We start from the raw sequence: 20,937 nt of genomic DNA, 5'->3' as shown, positions 1-20,937 counted from the left end.
TTCTTCGTCAATTATGAGGTGGACGGCCTGACCTCACCGGGAACCACTTTCCGTGCCAATACCGGCGGTGAGCCTGTCGAAGGAGGTGTGACGCGCGTCCTGGCCTCCGACCTGGACAACCTGAGCAGCTATTTGCGCAGCAACTTCGGGTACGAGACCGGCGGTTATCAGGGCTACGACAACAAGACGCCGGCCATGCGGTTCCTCACGAAGTTTGACTTCAACGTCAACGACAGGAACAAGCTGAGCTTGCGGTTCAACATTCTGGAGTCGGACACGGACGTTCTCATGTCGAACTCCTCTTCGCTCGGCTTCGGCAGCCGCAGAAGCAACTCGCGCGGGCTGAATTTCGAGAACTCGAATTACAAGATTCTGGAGAACATCAAATCGGTAGCCGGTGAATGGAACTCGACATTCGGTACCGACATGTCGAACAACATGGTCGTCGGCTACTCCAGCCACGACGAGAGCCGTGGGTTCAACGGCACTTTCTTCCCGATGGTGGACGTTCTCAACAGCGGCTCCGTTTACACTTCCTTCGGATTCGAGCCGTTCACTCCGAGCAACGAGCTCCGCTACAACAGCATCCAGTTCCTTAACAACCTCACGAGACACGGGGTCAACCACGAGCTCACGGCGGGCGTCAGCGCCGAGTGGTACGAGTCGGAGAACGTGTTCTTCCCTGGCTCGCAGAGCGCGTACGTCTACAACTCGCTGTCCGATTTCTACACGGATGCGAACGACTATCTCGCCAATCCGAATCGCACCGTGTCGCCGGTGACGTTGCGCCGATTCCAGGTGCGCTGGTCCAACATTCCGGGACAGGACAAGCCCATTCAACCGCTCGAGGTGTTCTACGCCGGCATTTATGGGCAGGATCAGTGGCGCGTCAGCGACAAGCTGCGCCTTACGTTCGGCTTGAGGTTCGACGTGCCGCGCTTCAGCGAGACCGGATTGGAGAACCCGGCCGTTCCGGGCATGACGTTCCGGGATGAATTCGGCGCTCCGGTCAGATTCGCGACCGACAAGATGCCGGGCCGGAACATTTTGATTTCCCCGCGGTTTGGCTTCAATTGGGACCCGACCGGCACGCGCAGCACGCAGGTACGTGGCGGCACCGGAATCTTCACAGGGCGTCCGGCGTATGTGTGGATCTCCAACCAGATCGGCGAGAACGGCATGCTGACCGGGTTCGAGCAGTTGGACAACACGACTGCCCGGCCCTTCCATCCCGACCCGGACCACTACAAGCGTGGCGCAACCGGCGCCCCGGCGGCGAGCTACGGCCTCGCGCTTACTGATTCGACGTACAAGTTTCCCCAGCTATGGCGAACCAACGTCGCGGTCGACCAGCGCCTGCCATTCGGGCTTGTCGGAACCGGTGAGTTCCTGTACAGCCGGGACGTGAACGGCGTGTATTACATCAACGCGAATCTGGCTCAGAATCAGTCCCGGTTCTCCGGGGCCGACACCCGGCCGCGATGGGTCGGGGGTAACAGACTCAACAGTAACATCACCAGCGCGATCGTCCTGAAAAACCAGAACGACGGTTATTCATGGAACCTCGCGGGGTCTCTCGAGAAACCCTTCGGCGCCGGCACTTACGTCAAGACGGCGTACAGCTATGGTGTCGCGAAAAATACCGTCGATCCTGGCTCGATCGCGTTCGGATCATGGAACAACAACCCGCACTCAGGCAACCCGAACAGGCCGGGGCTGGCGTACGCGGGTACTTCGCCGGGGCATCGCTTCTTCCTGGCCGGCTCGATCCGGAGGGAGTATTTCAGCTTCGGCGCAACTACCGCGTCGCTGTTCCTCGAGAACCGCACCATTGGGAACACGAGCTACACTTTCAGTGGCGACTTGAACGGCGATGGCGGCTTCAGTAACGACCTCATCTACATCCATCGAGACGTGTCGGAGATGAACTTCCAGACGTATACCTCTGGCGCGGTAACCTTCACTGCGGCAGAACAGGCGGCCGCTTGGGACGCTTACATCAAGCAGGATAAGTATCTCAGTGCGAACAGAGGCAAGTATGCCGAGCGCAACGCCGTGTTTCTTCCCAGGGTCACGAGAGCTGACTTCAGTCTTTCGCAGGAGGTCTTCGGGAGCGTCTCCGGAAACCGGAATTCCCTGCAGCTGCGGCTCGACTTCCTTAACGTCGGAAATCTCCTCAACAAGAATTGGGGCATAGGCCAGCGAATGGTGGAAAACCAGCCGTTGATCGCTCGCGGCGCCGACGCGCAGGGAAGGGCGCTCTACAGGTTGGAGAATGTCGATGGTAAGCTCCTGACCGAGACCCTGGAGCCGACCGCCGGAACCGGGGACGTTTACCGGATTCAGCTGGGCGTGAGGTACAACTTCAACTAACGCCGCCATGGGTTAGCCGGAGCAGTGCTTCGCAGGAAAAAATCCCGCCTCACGGCGGGATTTTTTTCATGTAAAGGCTGGGTGGAGTTCCTGCTCAAGCTCCAGTCGACCACGAGCTGGGGCGGGAGATCGAGCGGCCGACGCCCTTCGCCGCGCTAGAAGATGCTGAGGTTGATGTAGCGCCGCGGATTGCGCTGAAAGTCCAGCGTCAGCGAATCGACCCGGGTCACGAGCCGCCGGACGTCGTTGTACAGCGCGGGATCGGTGAGGAGCTTGCCGGCCGTGCCTTCTCCGCTGTCGAGCTTGGCCAGCGTCGCGCTGAGCTGCGCCGACGTCCGGCTGAGCTCGGCAGACAGCTCCACGACGTTGGCGCTCGCCGCCTGCATGTTCCTGAGGGTGGAATCGACTTTAGCGGAATCCACGGCTGCCGCGGCTCGGCGAAGTGATGCCATAGTGGCGTCCAACTGACGCGATTGTGCCGTAACGACTGCGCTCAACTGGTTTACCAGCCGATTCGTTCCGGCAAGCGTGGCTCGCAACTCGGCAAGGCCGCGCCCCAACACCAGCTCCCGCTCGAACTCCCGCGTGATCGCCTGAACCGACCCGGCTATTGAATCAGCTTTGGCCGCGAGCTGATCCACCCCGGGCGGGCTCGGGGCCACGGGCAGCGTGTCGCCCTCGGCGTGCGTGACCGGGTTCGGCCGGTCAGGAACCAGCGCCACGGCCTTGTCGCCGAAGAAGCCCGCGGGAACGACCGACGCGCGCGTCCCTTTCGGCACCCGGTAGCCGCCGGTCATCCTGAGCGTGGCCATGACGCCGCCGGTCGGGATGAACTCGACCTTGTCCACGTAGCCGGCGGTCACGCCCGAGAGCAGCACTGGTTGCCCGCGCTTGAGCCCTTCGCCCCATGGGAACTTGGCGTACAGCGGATACCCCCGCTCCAGCCCGCCCTGCGCCAGCCATACCGTGCCGGCGATGGCTACGATCAGGCCGATGGTGACGATGATGCCTACGAGAACCTCGTCGCGTCGCTTCATCGGTTGGTTTGCAATGTCATCGTATGGCTCTGAAGAAGCTGTTGGCTGTTGGCTCTTGGCTATTGGCCAGACGGAAACGTAGGAAAACCAGGGCGGTTAGCTAATAGCCAATAGCCAACAGCCAAAAGCTGTCTCAAATCAGGTACCTGGCCAGCACCATCGCGGTGAGCGCGTCGAGCATCAGTATCGCCACGGAAGTTACGACCACGGCGCTGGCGGTGCTCCGGCCGACGCCCTCGGCGCCCGCCTCGGCATAGAATCCCTCGTACGCGCAGAAAAACGCGATCGCCGTTCCGAACAGCGTGGCCTTGAGCAGGCTGTAGAAGATCTGGAACGGAGCGAAGGAGAGGCGCAAACCCTCGGCGAAATCGGCGTTGGAGATGCCGACGCTCTGGGCCGCGAACATGCCGGTCAGGATCCCGATCGAATCCGCGAATATCGTGAGCAGGGGAACCATGATGATCGACGCGATCAGGCGCGGCACGACGAGATACGCCACCGGATCGTACGCCAGCGTCTCGAGCGCGTCGATCTGCTCGGTCACGCGCATCGTCCCGAGCTCCGCGGTGATGCGCGCGCCCACGCGGCCGGTCAGCACCAGCGCGGTGAGCAACGGGCCGAGCTCGAGCACGATCGACTGGCGCGTGATCAATCCCACGACGGTCAGCTCGACTCCCGGCAGCAGCTGGAATCGCGTCTGCACGGCGGTGACCGCGCCGATGAACGCCGCGACGGCGGCGACCAGCGGCAGGGAATCCACTCCCATCTTCCGCATCTGCCCGATGATTTCGGGCCCGTACGTTCGCGGCGACGCCGCCCCGCGGCCGATGTCGCGCGCGAAGTAGGCGCGCGCGCCTATCCCCCCGAAGACGTTGCCGACGGCTTCGATCAAGTTCTCACCCGCAGAAAGAGATACGTCCCGGTCACGCCGAAGAGAATACTAGGTATCCAGGCCGCGAGGTCGGGCGGGAGCAGTCCCTTCGAGCCGACGGCCTTGGTGAGCTGGATCAGCACGAGGAAGATCATCGTCGTCGCCAGGCTGATCCCGATCCCGTACGCCGCGCCGCCGCGCTGCGTGCTGGTCGCGAGCGGCGCGCCGAACAGCAGGATCACGATGCACGTCATCGGGACCGCGATCTTGAGCATCCGCTCGACCCGAAGCTGATTGACGTCCGCTCCGGACCGCTCCATGGCGCGGATGAACCGCCCCAGCTCCGCGAACCGCATCTCCTCCGGCGCTTTGGGCGAGGCCGTCAGCTCCACCGGCCGCTGATCGAAGTAGCGCGCGCGCGCCGAGTCGAAGGTGAACGTGATGTTGCGGGACGTGTCGGGGATGACGTGCATGACGCCGTTCTTCAGCAGCCAGCCGCGCCCGGGCTCGTACGTGCCGCTGGTGGCCGACAGCACGTAGCTGGGATACTCCGGCCCCGCGCCTTTGCGCTCGATGTCGACCCCGTGCACGGTGCGCTCGCTGACGCGCAGCGCTCCGATCTTGTATACCCGTCCCTGCTCGGCGGCGTACGCGAAGTTGAAGCGCTCGTTGCCGCCGGTGAACTGGTCCGCGCGCAGCAGCTCCTGCCGCTTCCTGTTGGCGAACGGCGCCAGCTCGCCGAGCACCAGTCCGGTGACGGTCGCCAGCAGCGCGCCCGCGAAGATCGGCGCGATGACCCGGTAGAAGCTGATCCCGGACGCCTTCGCCGCGGTGATCTCGGAGTGGCGCGTGAGCCCGCCGATCGAGAACACCGTGGCGAACAGCACGGCCGCTGGCAGGATCAGGAAGACGGAATCGGGGAGCCAGTACACGTAGCTGAGCAGAAGATCCCCCTGCGTCAGCTCGCGGTTCAGGTACGTGTCGAGGTTGTCGGTCAGGTCGAACACGATCAGCAGCAGCGGAAAGCCGAGCGCCGTGGCCACGAAGATCTTCCAGAACTCGCCGAAGACGTATCTGTCCAGCGGCCGCACGCGCAGTCTCATGGAGTCTGCCTGCGGCGCTCGAGCCGGATGCCCACGCGGGCGACGTGGCGCGCCAGCCAGGCGCGGAACGAGTCGGCCATCTCCCGCGCGTCGCCGCCGCGCGACGTGGCCGATTCGGTCCCGAGCTTCGCCAGCAGCACCAGCCCCGCGGCGCCGAACAGAATGTTGGCTCCCCACATCGCGAGGGCGGGCGGAACCATGCCGCGGTTGCCGAGCGACTGGCCGCCGATGAGCGCCACGTAGTAGAGCCCGAACACCCCGATGCTCACGCCGATCGTCAACCCCACTCCGCCGCGGGGAAACCGCAGCGCGATCGGCGCGCCCAGCAGCACGAACACGATGCACGCGACGGCGAGCGCGAATTTCTTGTGGATCTCCACCGAATAGAGATTCATGACCCGGGCCGCCTCGACCATTCTGATGCGGGATGCGTCGAGCAGTGCCGGCAGCACCGCCTGCGTCTCGGGTGGAACCGGTGATACGCGGGTGCCGGCGTTGAGCGCCGCCGGCTTCGGCACCGCGCGCAGGGCCATCGTCGGCCCCTGGCTGTCGGGCGTGGCGTCCATTTCCCGGGAGGCAAGCCCGAGCGATGGCGCTACACCCGGGCGGGTCGCGGCGCCGGTGTCGGGCCGATCGCCGCCGATGGAGCCGAGCGCGCCGAGGAGGGCGCAGTACGCCCCGCCGAACGACAGGTCTCCCGGGGGATCCCGGTCGAGCTCGAGCACCTCCCGGCTCAGCTGGATCTTCGCGGCTCTCGCGTCCCGCAGCCGCTCGGCGAACCCCGCCTGCGCGTCGGTGTAGGTCTTCTGGGCATCACGTCTCGTGCGCTCCATCTCGCAAACGGTCATCTCGCGCTCGCCCTTGTACGTTCCCGTCTGGCTCTCCTTGAATTGATTGCCAACGCTGCGCACCCGCACCAGATCGACCTTGAAGAAGAGCCGCTGCAGCTGCGTCGGGTTGGCGGCGGGCACGTCCTGCAGCGTGCCGTCGTACAGCGTCAGGAGGAGGTCGGATTGATCGCTGGACATCGCCATGTTGCCGCTGTCCGCGTGGATCGTGCGGCGCCGTCCCACGTCGCCGAAATCGTAGATCGTGATCTCGCGCATCCGGTTCGAGTTCTTGTCGATGTGGCCGGCGCGCAGGTAGAACTTTCCGGGGCTGAGCTCGTTGATCACCTGCTCCCGGAGCGCGAACGTGGGCTTCTTCTGCACGATGTCGCGATGCAGCACCGCGAGGCGGTGGTTCGCGCGCGGCATCACCTGGTCGTTGAACAGGATCATGCCGAGCGTTATCGCCGCGGCGGCGATGATCACGGGGGCCATGACGCGGCGCAATCCCACGCCGCTCGACTTCAGCGCGGTGATCTCGTTGTCCGCCGCTAGGCGGCTGAACGCGTACAGCGTCGAGATGAGCACGGCCATCGGCAACGTCATCGCGAAGATGAACGGGACGGTGAGGCCCACGAACTCGCCGATGACCGACCAGGGCAGCCCCTTGCCGGCCAGCTCCCCGAAGCGCTTCGCGACGTAGTTGAGGAGCAGCATGGACGTCAACGCCGAGATCGCGAAGGTGAGCGGGCCGACGTGCTCCTTGAGAACGTACCTGTGAAGTATCTTCACGGCGTGAAATATACGGGTGGGCTGTTCGCGCTCATCGCGGCGGTCTCGCTCGCCGCCGCGGGCGAAATCACCGTGTCATCCGACACATCGGGCCGGCGGCTTGTTCCCGACACGATCCCGCCCGTGCCGCGGGACACGATCCCGCCCGTGCCGCGGGATACGATCCCGCCCGTGCCGCGGGATACGGTGCGCAGCGATACGGTCCGCGCCCCGCGCCCCGGCGTCCCGCCCGTGGGGGTCCGTCTGAGGATCGGTCCGGATTCGCTGCCCTTCAGGCTGCCCACGGTGCGCGCCCTGAGCGAGCGCGAGTCCTTCCGGCTTGCGCAGGAGCAGATCGCGGCCGCGCGCGCGACGGCGTTTCAGCAGAACGTGCGCAGCATCATGGAGTCCACCTGGGGCCAGGTGCAGGCGCGCACGTTCGCCACGCAAGCCCGTTCAGCGACGTTTCCCGAAGAGCTTCCGCCGAAGCCGCCGTCGGGCGTCGCGGAGAGGGCCGCGACGCTGCTCGGTGATTACACCGACCTCTCCGTGCACCTCGACGGGCGCGTGGAGTTCCGCGCCGAGCGCGCCGTCAACGAGCGGTGCTCGGCCGTGGGCGGCTTCGATCCCGTCATCGGCTGCCGCACGGGGTTCGAGCCGCTGTTCGATTTCCAGGCGTCGCTCCGCTCCGGAGGCGTGGTCGCGAACCGGATCCACGTGAACGTCGATTACGATTCGCAGCGCGAGTTCGACGCTTCCAACAACATCTCGATCTACTACCAGGGGAGGGAGAAGGACCTGCTCGAGCGATTCGAGATCGGCAACGTGACGTTCCAGCCGCCCAGGTCGCGCTTCATCACCGCGGGAATTCCGAGCAACAACACCGGGCTGCAGGCGATCACCAGGCTCGGTCCCATGCGGCTCAAGACGATCATGGCGCAGCAGAAGGGAAACATCGTCGCCGACCGCGTCTTCACGGTCGGCGACCGCACGCTGCAGGCGGTCGACAGGAACATCGAGGATTACCAGTTCGAGCCGCGCCGCTTCTTCTTCTCCGTGGACCCGCGGCTCTTCGGGCGCTATCCCAACATCGACCTCCTCGATTCGCGCGCGCTCGAGACGGCCGCCGCGACGCTGCCGGACACGCTCCGCCCCACGCGGCTGTTCGTGTACCGGCTGCTCATCGGCGCGCAGCCCGCTACCCCCAGCGGTCCGCAGTTCCGGCTGCTCGGCGATCCCCGCTCGCGCCGCGGGCAGGTGTACGAGTATCTCCGCGAGGGGATCGACTATTACGCGGACCCGTCGCTGCTATGGATCGCGCTCGTGCGGCCGCTGTCGATAGACAGGGAGCGGCTCGTCGTCGCGTACCGCGTGCGGGTCAACGGCCGCGACACCACGCACGTTACGACCGGCGGCACCCCCGACCTCGAGTTCGTCCCCGAGCGGGAGCAGTTCGCCAACCTGCTCTGGGACCCGCAAGTCGCGCCGGGGGATCCGGCGTTCAACCGCGAGATCCGGAGCGTGTATCGCGTGGGCGGCGCGGGAATCGTGCGGCCGTCCGTGAGCGTGAAGATCGTTACGGCCGCGGGCACCGATCACGAGAGGCCGTTCAGTGGCGTTGCGCAGACGTATCTCGAGGCGTTCGGGCTGGCGCAGGAGACGAACAGCTCGACGTTCGACTTCGAGAACCGGCTCTGGCCGCGTCCGTCCGACCCCAACCTGCAGGTAGGGTTCTCGACGAGCTCCGCGCGAATGATCAGCGATCAGTTTCTGATCTTTCCGTCCGCGCGGCCGTTTGCCAGAGACGGCCTCGCCGGCGGCGGCAATCCCTCCAACGACGCGATCTACTCCACGCCGTCCGAGCATCTGAACACCGCCCAGCGCCCGCGGGCGCTGTACCACATGAGAATACGGTACCAGGCCGAGGGCGGCGGGGACGCGGGCGGATTGATGCTGGGTTCGGTGCAGCTCCGCCCCAGCTCGGAGCGGCTGTACGTGGACGGGATTCTGTTGACGCGCGGAGTGGACTATACGGTCGATTACGACCTCGGTCGCGTGACGTTCGCGCGCCCGGACACGCTCTTCCCGCGGCCGCGGCAGGTGAGTGTGCAGTATGAGGAGAACCCGCTGTTCGCCGACACGCCCACGTCCATCACCGGCGCGGCCGCGGAGTTTCTCATGGAGCGCGGGCAGATCAGCTTCACCGCGATCTCGCAGTCGCAGAAGACGACGTTCAACCGGCCGCCGCTCGGGTTCGAGCCTGTCGGGTCGCTGGTGGCGGGAGTGAGCGGCCTCTTCGACTTCGAGGCCGACCCGCTCACGCGGCTCGTGTCACGGCTGCCGTACGGCCGCACGTCGGTGCCGTCGCGCATAAGCGTATCGGGCGAGCTCGCGATGAGCCGCCCGCGACCCCACTCGGCGCTGCAGGCGTTCATCGAGTCGTTCGAGGGAGAGGGCGGAATCCAGATTCCGCTGACCGACGGCATCTGGTACTACAGCAGCCAGCCCGCGCTCGGGACGGCGCTGGCGCCGAGAGCGGGCAGCGACGTGCTGGCGGTCGAGCGCGCCGCGACGATGGCGTGGCAGAGCGCCGGGCTCGACGTCAGCGGCAGGCCGGTGCAGTACACCATCAGGCAGATCGATCCGCAGACGGAGCTGTTCGGCAGCGGCGTCGCCGGTCCGGAGACGCTCCTCTGGATGACGTTGTATCCGCTCTCGGTGGGAGGTCTGTACAATGCCGAGAAGCGCGCCTTCCAGTGGAACACCGAGGCCACCGCGATCGGACGGCGCTGGCGCTCGATCAGAACCGTGCTCGGTCCATCCGGCGTCGATCTTTCCCGCGTGGAGAACCTCGAGTTCTGGGCGCAGGTCGATACTTCCCCCGAGGGACGCGCGCGCAATCCGCTGCTGGTGTTCGACTTCGGCGACGTGTCGGAGAATACGCTGGTATTCGCGCCGGACACGCTCCGGATCGTCGGCGGCCCGACCGCCGTGTCGGACAGCGTGTATTCCGGCCGCGCGATCCGCGGGCTCGACCGGATGGACAGCGAGCGCGACCAGTTCTCCCGCGCGTTCAACGTGACGACCGACGACATCGGCCTTCCGGGCGACAGGGCTGAGCGGCTGACCCTGATCGCCGGGGCCGCCGGCGGGGCCGAAACGCTGCACGGTCATCCGCTGTGCGTCGGCGGAGCGAGGTTCTCGCAACTGCTGGGAGATTCGCGGGCCAACTGCACGGTCGGGAACAACCGGCTCGACGAGGAAGACATCGACTTCGACAACGTGTTGAACCTGACGCAGGCGGAGCGGGAGCAGGAGCGGTGGCGCAGGTACGTGGTGGACCTGTCGAAGCCCGAGTCGTTCAACCGCGTCGGCCGGTGCGCGCCGGCGCCGCGCACCTTCAACTCCCGCGGCGTACAGCAGGTCTGCTGGGTTTTGGTCCGCGTGCCGTTCCGCTCGCCCGATGATTCACTCGGCGAAGCGCTGCTCCGCCGCGTGAGAGCGCTGCGCATCACCATGATCTCCGGCGCCGGAACGGCGGAGGACGAGTTCGTCCGCGTGGCGCTCGCGCGGCTGCGGCTCACCGGCGCGCCGTGGCTCAAGCGCGACGACAAGCCGCTGGTCGGAATCGGGGGAGAGCGGCCGGCGGCGGGCGGCTACGTGATTGCCGGCGTCATCGGCACGCAGGACCGGAACCGCACCGGTGGGATCGACTACGAGTCGCCGCCCGGCGTCATCGACGAGCCCGACACGAAGACGATCGCGCATTCGTCCGCCCGCGTGCAGATCAACGAGCGCTCGCTCCGGCTGACCGCCGGCGGCATCGAGCGATACCAGCGGGCCGAGGCGTATTACCGCTTCCCCGAAGGGCAGAAGAACTTCATGGGATACAAGCAGCTCCGCCTGTGGGCGCGCGGGATCAACGGCGGCTGGGGCGCCGACGGAGAGCTGCACTTCTTCGTCAAGATCGGCCGCGATCCCAACAACTTCTACATGTACCGGACGCCGCTCAACGGCGGCACCACGCGCGCGGCGTGGCTGCCGGAGATTCGGGTGGACTTCGAGAAGTTCTTCGCGCTCAGGGCCCAGATCCAGAACGCGTTTCTCTCGGGCTCGAAAGCCAACACGTGCACCGGGCTCGATTCCGTGCTCATAGCGAATACGCCGGCGACCGCGGGTGTGTCGTCGGGCGGGCGCTTCGCCGCGTGCGCCGACGGCTACGTCGTGTACACGATCGCCCCCGGATCGAGCGCGCCGAACCTGGCTTCGGTGCAGGAGCTCGCCGTCGGCATGGTGCGGGTGAGCGAGGGCGGCGGGAGCCGGCCGATCGCTCCGGGGGATACGCTCGAGCTGTGGGTCGATGACATCAGGCTCGCGGACGGAGTGGACGAGACGGGCCTCGCCGGCCAGTTCGCCGCGTCGATCGTGGCGAGCGATTTCGGCGACGTGCGGCTGAGCTTCAGCCGCCGCGATCCGCATTTCCGCCAGCTCGCGGAGCAGCCGGAGTATCTCGGCGACAACGCCGTGGACATAAGCGCGGCGTTCCGGCTCGAGAAGCTGCTGCCGCGCTCGCTGGGGCTGTCCATTCCCGTCACGTTGAGCTACACCTCGGCGGCCGCGGATCCCTTGTTCCTGTCGCAGTCCGACATCCAGGCGGAAGCGGTGGACGGGTTGCGCTCGCCGCGGTCGGCGGCCGCGTCTTACACGGTGAGCGTCCGCCGCACCGTGCCGCTCGAAGGGGGCGCCCTTGCACCGCTGCTGAACAACCTGGTGCTCAACAGCAGCTACACGTCCGCGACCGCGCGCAGCGAATTCCAGGAGGGAGGCGCCCGCAACTTCATGCTCGGCGCGGAATTCAACCTGACTCGCGCGCTCGCGCCCAACGTCTCGCGCTGGTCGCCGGTCGAGCTGCTCGTATCGAGCGTATACCGGAAGGGGAGCGACGAGCGCTTCTCCTTCTTTCGCCCCGCCTCGACTCCGGGCGAGCAACCCAGTCCCGTGAGCGGATTGTCGCGCACGTGGCGGAACGGCGCGGTGCTCGCGTTCAAGCCGATGCAGACGCTGCGCGCCCGGTTCGATCTGAGCTCGGTGCGTGATCTGCGCGATTACGATCCCTCCACCCCGCTCGGTATCATCGCCGAGTCGGAGGAGCAATCGCTCGCGGGAGTCGACGCGGGACTGGAGCGGGAGCGCGCGATCGAGAGCTCGATCAACTTCGCGCCGGTGGTGCGGCCGTGGCTCAGGCCGCGGCTCGATTTTGCCAGCACGTACCACATGATCCGCGATCCCAACGCGCTGTTCTACACGGACAGGCTGCTGCCCGACGGCGGCGAGCGCCAGGCGCGCCTACCGCGGCGGCTCGCCAACTCCCAGGTCCTGAACGGCGGGCTGTCGATCGATCTGCCGGGCGCTCTGGCGTTCCTCGGCGACTCTTCGCTGTGGCTGCGGCGCGCGCTGCGGGGACTGCGTCCGTTCGAGGTCGCTCTCAACCGCAACGTCGTGTCGGTGTTCGAGGGTACGGCGATCGATCCGCCGCTCTCCTATCAGTTCGCGCTCGGCGGGGCAGGCCGGTTCCTGAACGTGAAGGGAAGCCAGGCGACGAGCGCGGCTGTCACGAACCGTCTCTCCATCGGCAACAGCTGGCAGCTGCCGCTCGGCGCGCGATTGACCAGCCGGTACCAGCAGCACACGATGCGCCACTGGATCCGGCGGCTGGAAGGCGGCGCGACGACCACCGACGGGACCCAGGTCGTATTTCCGGACGTCGGCATACAGTGGAACGGCGCGCCGCGCGGCCTGTCGTGGCTGTGGTCCAGCGTCGGGTTCAGCGCCCGCGCGCAGGAGACCGACCAGCGGTTCGGCACGCCCGACCCGGAGTCGGCGGGAGCCGACGACCGCAGCGGCAGCCGCTTCAGGAGCTATCCGATCAATCTGTCGCTGAGCTGGGCGCTGGTGCCGGGGCTGACCACGAGCGGCGGGTTCAGCCGCGTGCGGCGGGCCGAGTCGAAGCCGGGCGTGAACAGCCGGTCGCGCAACACCGACTACAACGTCGACGTCGGCATGCCGTTCCGCCTGCCGGCCGGCGAGGGAAAGCACCGCGACGTGCGCACGCGCTTCAGCTATCAGAGCGGCCAGGGATCCAGCTTCGTCATCAATCCACTGGCGCTGAACAACACCAGCCGCCTGTTCGAGAGCGGGCGGCGCGCGCTGACGCTGAGCGCGGACACCGACGTGGGCGAGAACCTGGCGTCCAGCTTTCTCATCTCGCGCGTGGCCAGCTTTGACCGCAACTTCAACCGCGAGATCACGCAGACGGTGCTCAGCGCGGTCCTGCATCTACAATTCTTCGGCGGAGACTTGAAGTGACAAACTGGCCCGCGCTGGTGCTCGCGTGCTCGCTGCTCGCCTGCGACAAGGAAGCGTCGTGGCGCCCGACCGGCTTCAGCGGCGAGTCGGCGCTGCGGCATGCCACGACGCTCATGGCGTTCGGGCCGAGAATTCCCGGCACGGACGGGTGGCGGCAGTCCGGCGACTGGATCCTCGCGCGCATGCGCGAGTCGGCCGACACCGTGTTCACGCAGGAATGGACGCACACGCTCGCGACGGGCGCGCGGATCCCGCAGCGCAACATCATCGCCCGTTTCAGGCCGGAGGCGGCGGAGCGCGTGCTGTACGTCACTCACTGGGACACGCGGCCGCAGTCCGACCGCGCGGGCACGGCGGCGGAGCGCGCGCTGCCGGTGCCCGGCGCGAACGACAACGCGTCGGGGGTGGGACTGTTGATCGCGTTGGGCGAGCTCCTGCAGTCCACGCCGCCGGCGGTGGGCGTCGACTTTCTGTTCGTCGATGGCGAGGACTGGGGCAACTTCGACAGCATGACCGACGTGCTGATCGGCTCCAGCTACTTCGCGCGCAACATTCCGTGGCCGAATTACCGGCCGCTGTTCGGCGTGGTATGGGACATGATCGGCGACCGCGATCTCCAGATCTACCAGGAGATCCATTCAGTGCGCCAGGCGCCGGAGGTGGTGCAGCGCGTGTGGTCGGTCGCGGCGGACCTGGGGTATTCCGACGTCTTCATTCCCGAGCAGAAGATGCCGATCACGGACGACCACCTGCCGCTGCTGCGGGCGGGGCTGCGCGTGATCGACGTGATCGACATCGATTTCCCGGATCATCACAAGCCGAGCGACACGATCGACAAGATCTCGGCGGAATCACTGCAGAAGGTGGGGGATGTCGCCGCTGCGTTGGTGCTGCCGGCCGGTGATTGACGGTCCAGGTTAGGGCAACCGGAATCCAGGCCGTGAGCAGTGAGCCGTTAGCAGTCAGCCGTCAGGCAACTGACATTCGGACGTAACGCTGCGTGGCTCCTGCTTTCCATCTCCCGGAAACGTCCCAATCGCAGTTGCTGATTGCTGACAGCTAATAGCTCAGAGCTAACGGCCTGGATTCCCCCAGTCGAATTCTCGTAGCCGCGTAGCGCGCCTCCGCCACCCCCCGCACGAAAACTGTTCTTCCAAAAACCGTCCGATGCCACCACCCAGCGCCAGACCCGCTATCGGTTTGGCGTGGCCACCCCCGCTGAGCGCAAAGCTCTCCTCTTTCTTGCCGCCGTTGTGTCTCTCGGCGCCGGCGTTCGTGCGGTTCGCGCCGTGTCGCGCGACTCGCCGTCCGATCCGGCGGCGACTGCGGCGCTGAGCGACCAGCTTCGCAGAGTTGATTCCGCCCGCGCGGCCTCAAAGGCCGGGCTGCGCGGCAGGGCGCCCCGGAAGAAGCCGAGCGCGTCGATGGGGCTGGTGGACCTGGACACGTCGTCCGCGGAGCTAATCGAGACCCTGAACGGGATCGGGCCGGCGCTGGCCAAACGAATCGTCGCCGACCGCGATTCGTCCGGTCCGTTCGGCTCGCTGGACGGCCTGAGCCGGGTCAAGGGCATCGGGCCGGCGCTGTCCGCGAAGCTCGCTCCGCAGGTGACTTTTTCGCGGCTCCCGCGTCCTCAAAATGCGGTCATCGCCCCGCGCTCCGTACGGCGGAAGGCGCCGAAAAAAGCCCAGCACGGCCGCGATTTTCCTTGACACGTTTTCCCCAGGCAACGACCTTCCGCAGCCGGAGCGTTTCCAGGCGGAAGTCCTTCTCGTGAGCGCACATGGTGGCACCCGTAGCTGTTAAGAGCGAGCGGATCGGAGACCTGCTGGTCAGCGAAGGGCTGATCCATCAGGAGGAGCTCACGCGCGCCATTCAGGAGCAGCAGCAGAACGGCACGCGGATAGGGTACAATCTCATCAAGCTTGGATTCATCAAGGAGACGGACCTCACTCGTTTCCTCGCGCGGCGGTACCGGATGCCGGCGGTCGACCTCAAGGACTTCGAGGTGGACCTGAAAGTCGCCAAGCTCGTCCCGCCCGACCTCTCGATCAAGCACCAGCTGCTCGCGCTCAAGCGCGAGGGGCGGACCCTCACGGTCGCGGTGACGGATCCGTCGCAGCTCGGCGTGCTCGACGACCTGAAGTTCATCACCGGCTACGCGATATTCCCCGTCGTCGGCGGTGAGTTCACGCTCCGCGGCATTCTCGAGAAGCACTTCGAGTCCACCGACGCGCAGATGGAGTCGCTGCTGCACGACATCGGCGATCTCGACCTCGACGACATCGAGGTGGTCGAGGATAAGGAAGAGGACATGTCGGCGTCGGCGCTGGCGGTCGCGATCGATCAGGCCCCCGTCGTCAAGCTGATCAACGCGATCCTCACCGACGCCGTGCGCCGCGGCGCTTCGGACATCCACTTCGAGTGCTTCGAGCACGAGCTGAGGGTGCGGTATCGCGTGGACGGCGCGCTGTCGGAAGTGATGAAGCCCCCGCCGAAGCTCAAGGCCGCGCTGATCTCGCGCTTCAAGATCATGGCGTCGCTGAACATCGCGGAGCGGCGCGTTCCGCAGGACGGGCGCATCAAGCTCAAGATCGGCAATCGGGTCATCGACTTCCGCGTCTCCACGCTGCCCACGCTCTTCGGCGAGAAGGTGGTGCTGCGAATTCTCGACAAGGGGAACCTGACGCTCGACCTGGAGAAGTTCGGCATCGAGCCGCGGTCCGAGGAGCAGCTGATGGACGCGATCTCGAACCCGTACGGCATGGTACTGGTCACCGGCCCCACGGGCTCGGGCAAGACGACCACGCTCTATTCCGCGCTGTCGAAGATCAACAACATAGACGTCAACATCATGACGGCCGAGGACCCGGTCGAGTACAACCTGTTCGGCATCAACCAGGTGCAGGTGCGCTCGGAGATCGGGCTCGATTTCGCCGCGGCGCTGCGCGCGTTCCTCCGGCAGGACCCGAACATCATCATGGTCGGCGAGATCCGCGATCTGGAGACGGGCGGCATCGCGATCAAGGCGGCCCTGACCGGCCACCTCGTGCTCTCGACGCTGCACACGAACTCCGCGCCCGAGACGATCACGCGTCTGCTGGACATGGGACTGGAGCCGTTCAACGTCGCGTCGGCGCTGAACCTGGTGCTCGCGCAGCGGCTCGTACGGAAGATCTGCTCGCGCTGCAAGGAGAAGTACGAGCCCGACGACATCGAGCTCGGGACCGCGAAGGTGGAGCGGGGGACGACGCTGCGGGAGCTGCGCTTCACGCAGGACTCGCTGAACGGCGCGCGGCCGAACGCGACGCCCGAAGCCGCGCCCTATTGGGCCAAGATCAATCTCGACTCGCGGATCGGCGAGCTGCCGTTCTTCCGGGGCAAGGGGTGCGACGAGTGCCAGGGGAGCGGCTTCAAGGGCCGGCAGGGACTGTACGAGGTGATGTACATGACGCCGGCGCTGCGGCGGCATATTCTGCTGAACGAAGGAGCGGCCGAGCTGCAGAACGCCGCGATCAACGACGGCATGCTCACGTTGCGCATGGACGGCTGGCTCAAGGTGATGAAGGGCATCACAACGATCGATCAGATGATTCGCGAGACGAGCGCCACGTGACTCAACTTTCACAACAGGCATCTAGATGACCGGACCGAATCCGACGTTCACTCCGTCAGCTCCTTCCGCGGGGGCGGCCGCCTCGGTCGCGGCCGGCTCGGCGCCGCTCGCTACCGGAATCAACCTGCGGCAGCTGCTCGACGAGATGACGGAGCGCGGCGCGTCCGATCTGCACGTGGTCGCCGGCGAGCGGCCCAAGCTCAGGATCGACGGCGAGATCGTGAACTCGAACATCGATTACGCGCTCGCCCCGAAGGACACGCTCCAGCTCGCCTACTCGGTCCTGACGGAGAACCAGAAGAAGCGGTTCGAGCAGGAGGACGAGCTCGACTTCTCGTTCGGCATCGCGAACCTCGCGCGCTTCCGCGGGAATTGCTTCAAGCAACGCGGGTGCGTGTCGATGGTGATCCGGCAGATCCCGTTCGACATCCAGACGTTCGACGAGCTCGGCCTCCCCGCGGTGATCGCGAAGATGGCGGAGAAGCCTCGCGGTCTGGTGCTCGTTACGGGGCCGACGGGCTCCGGCAAGTCGACGACGCTCGCCGCGATGATCGACAAGATCAACCGCGAGCGCCGGGCGCACATCATCACGGTCGAAGACCCGATCGAGTTCATCCACAAGCACCAGCTCTCGATCGTGAATCAGCGCGAGATCGGAACGGACACCAAGACGTTCGCCAGCGCGCTGAAGTACGCGCTCCGCGAGGATCCGGATGTCCTGCTGATCGGCGAGATGCGGGACCTCGAGACGATCCAGGCCGCGCTCACGATCGCGGAGACCGGACACCTTGCGTTCGCCACGCTGCACACCAACTCCGCGGCCGAAGCGATCAACCGCATAATCGACGTGTTTCCGTCGCACCAGCAGTCGCAGGTCCGCGCGCAGCTCGCGTTCGTGCTCGAAGGCGTGATCACTCAGACGCTGCTCCCGAAGGCGCAGGGGCGCGGGCGCGTGATGGCCGCCGAGCTGCTGGTGGTGACGCCGGCGATCCGCGCGCTGATCCGCGACGACAAGGTCCACCAGATCTACTCGGCCATGCAGTCGGGCAAGAAGTTCGGCATGCAGACGCTGAATGACGCGCTGTACAGCCTGTACATGAGCCGGCAGGTCGCGGTGGAGGAATGCCTCCGCGTGACCAGCGACCAGACCGAGTTCCTGCGGATGATCGGGCTCACGCCCGAGGAAGTCGCCGAAGGAAAGACGGCGCCGTCTACGCCGCGCCCAGTTGCGGCCGGCGCGGGGAGGAGATAGCCCATGCCCATCTTCACCTACACCGCCCGGGCGACCAACGGCGCCCTCAAGACGGCGACCATCGAGGCCGCGTCGCGCGACGCCGTCATCGCGCAGCTTCGCAAGATGCGGCTCGCCGTCGTCAAGATCGACGAGAACGCGCAGAAGTCGACCAAGAAGGGCTCCGTCAAGATCCGCGACATCGTCGTCTTTACCCGGCAGTTCTCCACGATGGTCAACGCCGGCCTCCCGCTCGTGCAGGCGCTCGACATCCTCGCCAAGCAGACGGAGAACAAGACGCTGTCCAGCATCACCCGCCAGGTGATGTTCGACGTGGAGTCCGGCTACACCCTCGCCGACTCGATGGCGAAGCACCCGCGCGCGTTCACGGCGCTGTACACGAACATGGTCGCGGCCGGAGAAGCGGGCGGTATTCTCGACGTCATCCTGAACAGGCTGGCGACGTTCCTCGAGAAGAACGACAAGCTCATCAGAAAGGTGAAGGGCGCGATGATCTACCCTTCGTCCATTCTCGCCGTCGCCGTCGGAGCTATCGCGATCCTGCTCATCTTCGTCATCCCGACGTTCGAGGACATGTTCGCGTCGGTCGGAGTCCCGCTGCCGTTCCCGACGCGCATCGTGATCGGGATGTCGAAGGGATTGCAGAGCTACTGGTGGGCGATCATCGCGTTCTTCGTCGGGGCGTACTTCATGCTGAAGCGGTACTACGCGAGCCCCAACGGCAAGCTCGCGATCGACAAGCTGCTGCTCAAGCTTCCCATCCTCGGCGACGTGCTGCGCAAGTCGTCGGTTTCGCGCTTCACGCGCACGCTCGGCACGCTGATCGCGTCGGGCGTGAGCATCCTCGAGGGCCTCGAGATCACCGCGCGCACCGCGGGCAACCGCGTGGTGCAGGACGCCATCATGGCGTCGCGCTCGTCGATTGCGGGCGGCGAGACGATTGCCGCACCGCTCGCCAAGTCGGGCGTGTTCCCGCCGATGGTGATCTCCATGATCTCGGTCGGTGAATCCACGGGCGGTCTCGACGAGATGCTGTCCAAGATCGCCGACTTCTACGACGACGAAGTCGACGCGGCCGTCGGAGGGCTACTCTCGCTGCTCGAGCCGGTGATGATCGTCTTCCTCGGTATGGCCGTCGGTGGAATGATCATGGCGATGTACCTGCCGATCTTTGATATGGTCAACGCGGTGCAATAGCTCCGGGGATGCCGCAGGGGAATCCAAGAGGTGAGGTGGCGAGAAGCCAGAAGCGAGTTAGCCAGAGGGCTTGTTCCTGGTTTTGGCGGTGGTGAGCAACTTCGAGCGATAGCCGCAGATCATGCGGCGGATCTCGACCGTACTTGCGACTGGAGCTTGCCGTAGCCTGACCGCGGAAAACGCCTAGTCGCGCGCCGAACCTCGACAGCTTGCGCGTGCGATCTCGCCCAGATTCGTAACCTTCGGTGGTCTCGCATCCACGGAAGAAGGCGGCGGATAGCTCCGGAGCAGCAACCTTCTTATTGCAGCCCGCGCGCTTTGTCTCGCCTCTGGCCATCTGTCTTCTGGCCTCTCATTTCTTGGATTCCCTGTCAGCTCACCTCGTAGCTGTCTCCGCAACGACAGGCTCGCCGCCGATCACCGGGCCGGGGACGAAGCCGAAATACCGTCGCCCCGCCCACAGTGACACGTACACCAATCCGATCAGCGCCGGCACTTCCACCAGCGGGCCCACGACCGCGGCGAGCGCTTCGCCGGAGCTTATGCCGAACGTCGCGACAGCCACGGCGATCGCGAGCTCGAAGTTGTTCCCGGCCGCGGTGAAGGAGAGCGAGGCCGTCTCCCGGTAGCCGAAGCCGAAGCGCATGGACAGCCAGAACGCGAGGCCGAACATCACGAAGAAGTAAACGAGCAGCGGCACCGCGATCCGGAGGACGTCGAGCGGCAGCTGGATGATCCTGTCACCCTGCATCGCGAACATGAGGACGATCGTGTACAGCAGCCCCAGGAGCGCGGTCGGCCCGAACTTCGGCATGAAGACTTCGTCGTACCACGCCATGCCCCGGCGCGCGACCAGAAGCCGGCGCGTGAGATACCCGGCCAGCAAGGGAATGCCGAGAAATATCAGCACGCTCTTCGCGATCTCACCCATCGAGACGTCCACCACGGCGGTCTCCGCGCCGAACCAGGCCGGGACCACGCCGAGAAAGAGCCACGCGAGAAAGCTGTAGGTGAGAATCTGGAAGAGTGAGTTGAGCGCGACGAGGACGGCGGCCAGCTCGCCCGAGCCGCTGGCCAGCGAGTTCCAGATCAGCACCATCGCGATGCAGCGCGCGAGCCCGATCAGGATGAGCCCGTTGCGGTACTCCGGCATGTCGGGAAGAAAGAGCCACGCCAGCGCGAGCATCACGAGCGGGCCGAGGACCCAGTTGAACAGGAGCGAAGTGCCGAGGAGCTTCGTGTCGCGCACGTGGCCGCCGATCGTCTCGTACCGCACCTTGGCCAGCACCGGGTACATCATCCAGAGGAGACCGATCGCGATCGGAACTGACACTCCGGCGATCTGCACGCGGTCGAGCGCGGCGCCGAGGTTGGGGACCGCTCTGCCGAGCAGCAATCCCGCCGCCATGGCGCCGAAGATCCACAACGGGAGGAACCGATCCAGCGTGGAAAGACGTCGAAGCACGGGGGCGGTCGCTGTCATTTGCGCCCAATTTACCGGTGCGGGGCGCGGACCGCACCCTG

General features: G+C 65.9%; 12 protein-coding genes. 7 read left to right on the top strand and 5 right to left on the bottom strand.

The window, feature by feature from the left end:
* On the top strand, positions 1-2,373 hold a 2,373-nt coding region (locus WEA80_08085), incomplete at its 5' end, for a hypothetical protein (protein MEX1186536.1).
* Between the two features lie 155 nt (positions 2,374-2,528).
* Here WEA80_08085 and WEA80_08080 read toward each other — a convergent pair.
* From WEA80_08080 to WEA80_08065, 4 genes are all read right to left on the bottom strand, one after another.
* Positions 2,529-3,410 carry an MlaD family protein gene (locus tag WEA80_08080; protein MEX1186535.1) on the bottom strand — a complete coding sequence of 294 codons (882 nt, stop codon included), beginning with the start codon at positions 3,408-3,410 and terminating at the stop codon, positions 2,529-2,531.
* A 133-nt stretch (positions 3,411-3,543) separates the two neighbouring features.
* Positions 3,544-4,302 (bottom strand): ABC transporter permease, encoded by a 759-nt coding sequence (locus WEA80_08075; GenBank protein MEX1186534.1) that lies wholly within the window; start codon positions 4,300-4,302, stop codon positions 3,544-3,546.
* The gene (locus WEA80_08070; GenBank protein MEX1186533.1) at positions 4,299-5,384 is read right to left on the bottom strand and encodes an LptF/LptG family permease; all 1,086 of its coding nucleotides are present in this window, start codon (positions 5,382-5,384) and stop codon (positions 4,299-4,301) included. Before WEA80_08070 ends, WEA80_08075 begins: the two co-directional genes overlap by 4 nt.
* Positions 5,381-7,003 (bottom strand): LptF/LptG family permease, encoded by a 1,623-nt coding sequence (locus WEA80_08065; GenBank protein MEX1186532.1) that lies wholly within the window; start codon positions 7,001-7,003, stop codon positions 5,381-5,383. The genes WEA80_08070 and WEA80_08065 overlap by 4 nt, the downstream gene beginning before the upstream one ends.
* Between WEA80_08065 and sprA the strand changes: the two genes are divergently transcribed.
* The 6 genes from sprA to WEA80_08035 all read left to right on the top strand — a co-directional run bounded on the left by sprA (position 6,989) and on the right by WEA80_08035 (position 19,413).
* On the top strand, positions 6,989-13,348 hold the full coding sequence (gene sprA / locus WEA80_08060; protein MEX1186531.1) for a cell surface protein SprA: 6,360 nt from the start codon (positions 6,989-6,991) through the stop codon (positions 13,346-13,348). The genes WEA80_08065 and sprA overlap by 15 nt on opposite strands.
* Positions 13,345-14,256: a M28 family peptidase gene (locus tag WEA80_08055; protein MEX1186530.1), complete on the top strand. Its 912-nt coding sequence runs from the start codon at positions 13,345-13,347 to the stop codon at positions 14,254-14,256. The genes sprA and WEA80_08055 overlap by 4 nt, the downstream gene beginning before the upstream one ends.
* Before the next feature lie 297 nt (positions 14,257-14,553).
* Positions 14,554-15,060: a helix-hairpin-helix domain-containing protein gene (locus WEA80_08050; GenBank protein ID MEX1186529.1), complete on the top strand. Its 507-nt coding sequence runs from the start codon at positions 14,554-14,556 to the stop codon at positions 15,058-15,060.
* A 74-nt stretch (positions 15,061-15,134) separates the two neighbouring features.
* Positions 15,135-16,964 carry an ATPase, T2SS/T4P/T4SS family gene (locus WEA80_08045; protein ID MEX1186528.1) on the top strand — a complete coding sequence of 610 codons (1,830 nt, stop codon included), beginning with the start codon at positions 15,135-15,137 and terminating at the stop codon, positions 16,962-16,964.
* Between the two features lie 25 nt (positions 16,965-16,989).
* Positions 16,990-18,216 carry a type IV pilus twitching motility protein PilT gene (locus tag WEA80_08040; GenBank protein MEX1186527.1) on the top strand — a complete coding sequence of 409 codons (1,227 nt, stop codon included), beginning with the start codon at positions 16,990-16,992 and terminating at the stop codon, positions 18,214-18,216.
* A gap of 3 nt (positions 18,217-18,219) precedes the next feature.
* Entirely contained in the window at positions 18,220-19,413 is a 1,194-nt protein-coding gene (locus WEA80_08035; GenBank protein ID MEX1186526.1) for a type II secretion system F family protein, read from the top strand.
* A 376-nt stretch (positions 19,414-19,789) separates the two neighbouring features.
* Here WEA80_08035 and arsB read toward each other — a convergent pair whose 3' ends face one another.
* The gene (gene arsB, locus WEA80_08030) at positions 19,790-20,896 is read right to left on the bottom strand and encodes an ACR3 family arsenite efflux transporter (protein ID MEX1186525.1); all 1,107 of its coding nucleotides are present in this window, start codon (positions 20,894-20,896) and stop codon (positions 19,790-19,792) included.
* Positions 20,897-20,937: the final 41 nt, after the last annotated feature.

The organism is Gemmatimonadaceae bacterium, assembly GCA_040882285.1.
Classification (GTDB): domain Bacteria; phylum Gemmatimonadota; class Gemmatimonadetes; order Gemmatimonadales; family Gemmatimonadaceae; genus JACDCY01.
This window is presented reverse-complemented; position numbering and strand designations above follow the sequence as displayed.

Excerpts from the sequence above, each read along its gene's own strand:
- WEA80_08035 (MEX1186526.1), top strand. The coding sequence starts at position 18,220 with ATGCCCATCTTCACCTACACCGCCCGGGCGACCAACGGCGCCCTCAAG.
- WEA80_08080 (MEX1186535.1), bottom strand. The coding sequence starts at position 3,410 with ATGAAGCGACGCGACGAGGTTCTCGTAGGCATCATCGTCACCATCGGC.
- WEA80_08070 (MEX1186533.1), bottom strand. The coding sequence starts at position 5,384 with ATGAGACTGCGCGTGCGGCCGCTGGACAGATACGTCTTCGGCGAGTTC.
- arsB (MEX1186525.1), bottom strand. The coding sequence starts at position 20,896 with ATGACAGCGACCGCCCCCGTGCTTCGACGTCTTTCCACGCTGGATCGG.
- WEA80_08040 (MEX1186527.1), top strand. The coding sequence starts at position 16,990 with ATGACCGGACCGAATCCGACGTTCACTCCGTCAGCTCCTTCCGCGGGG.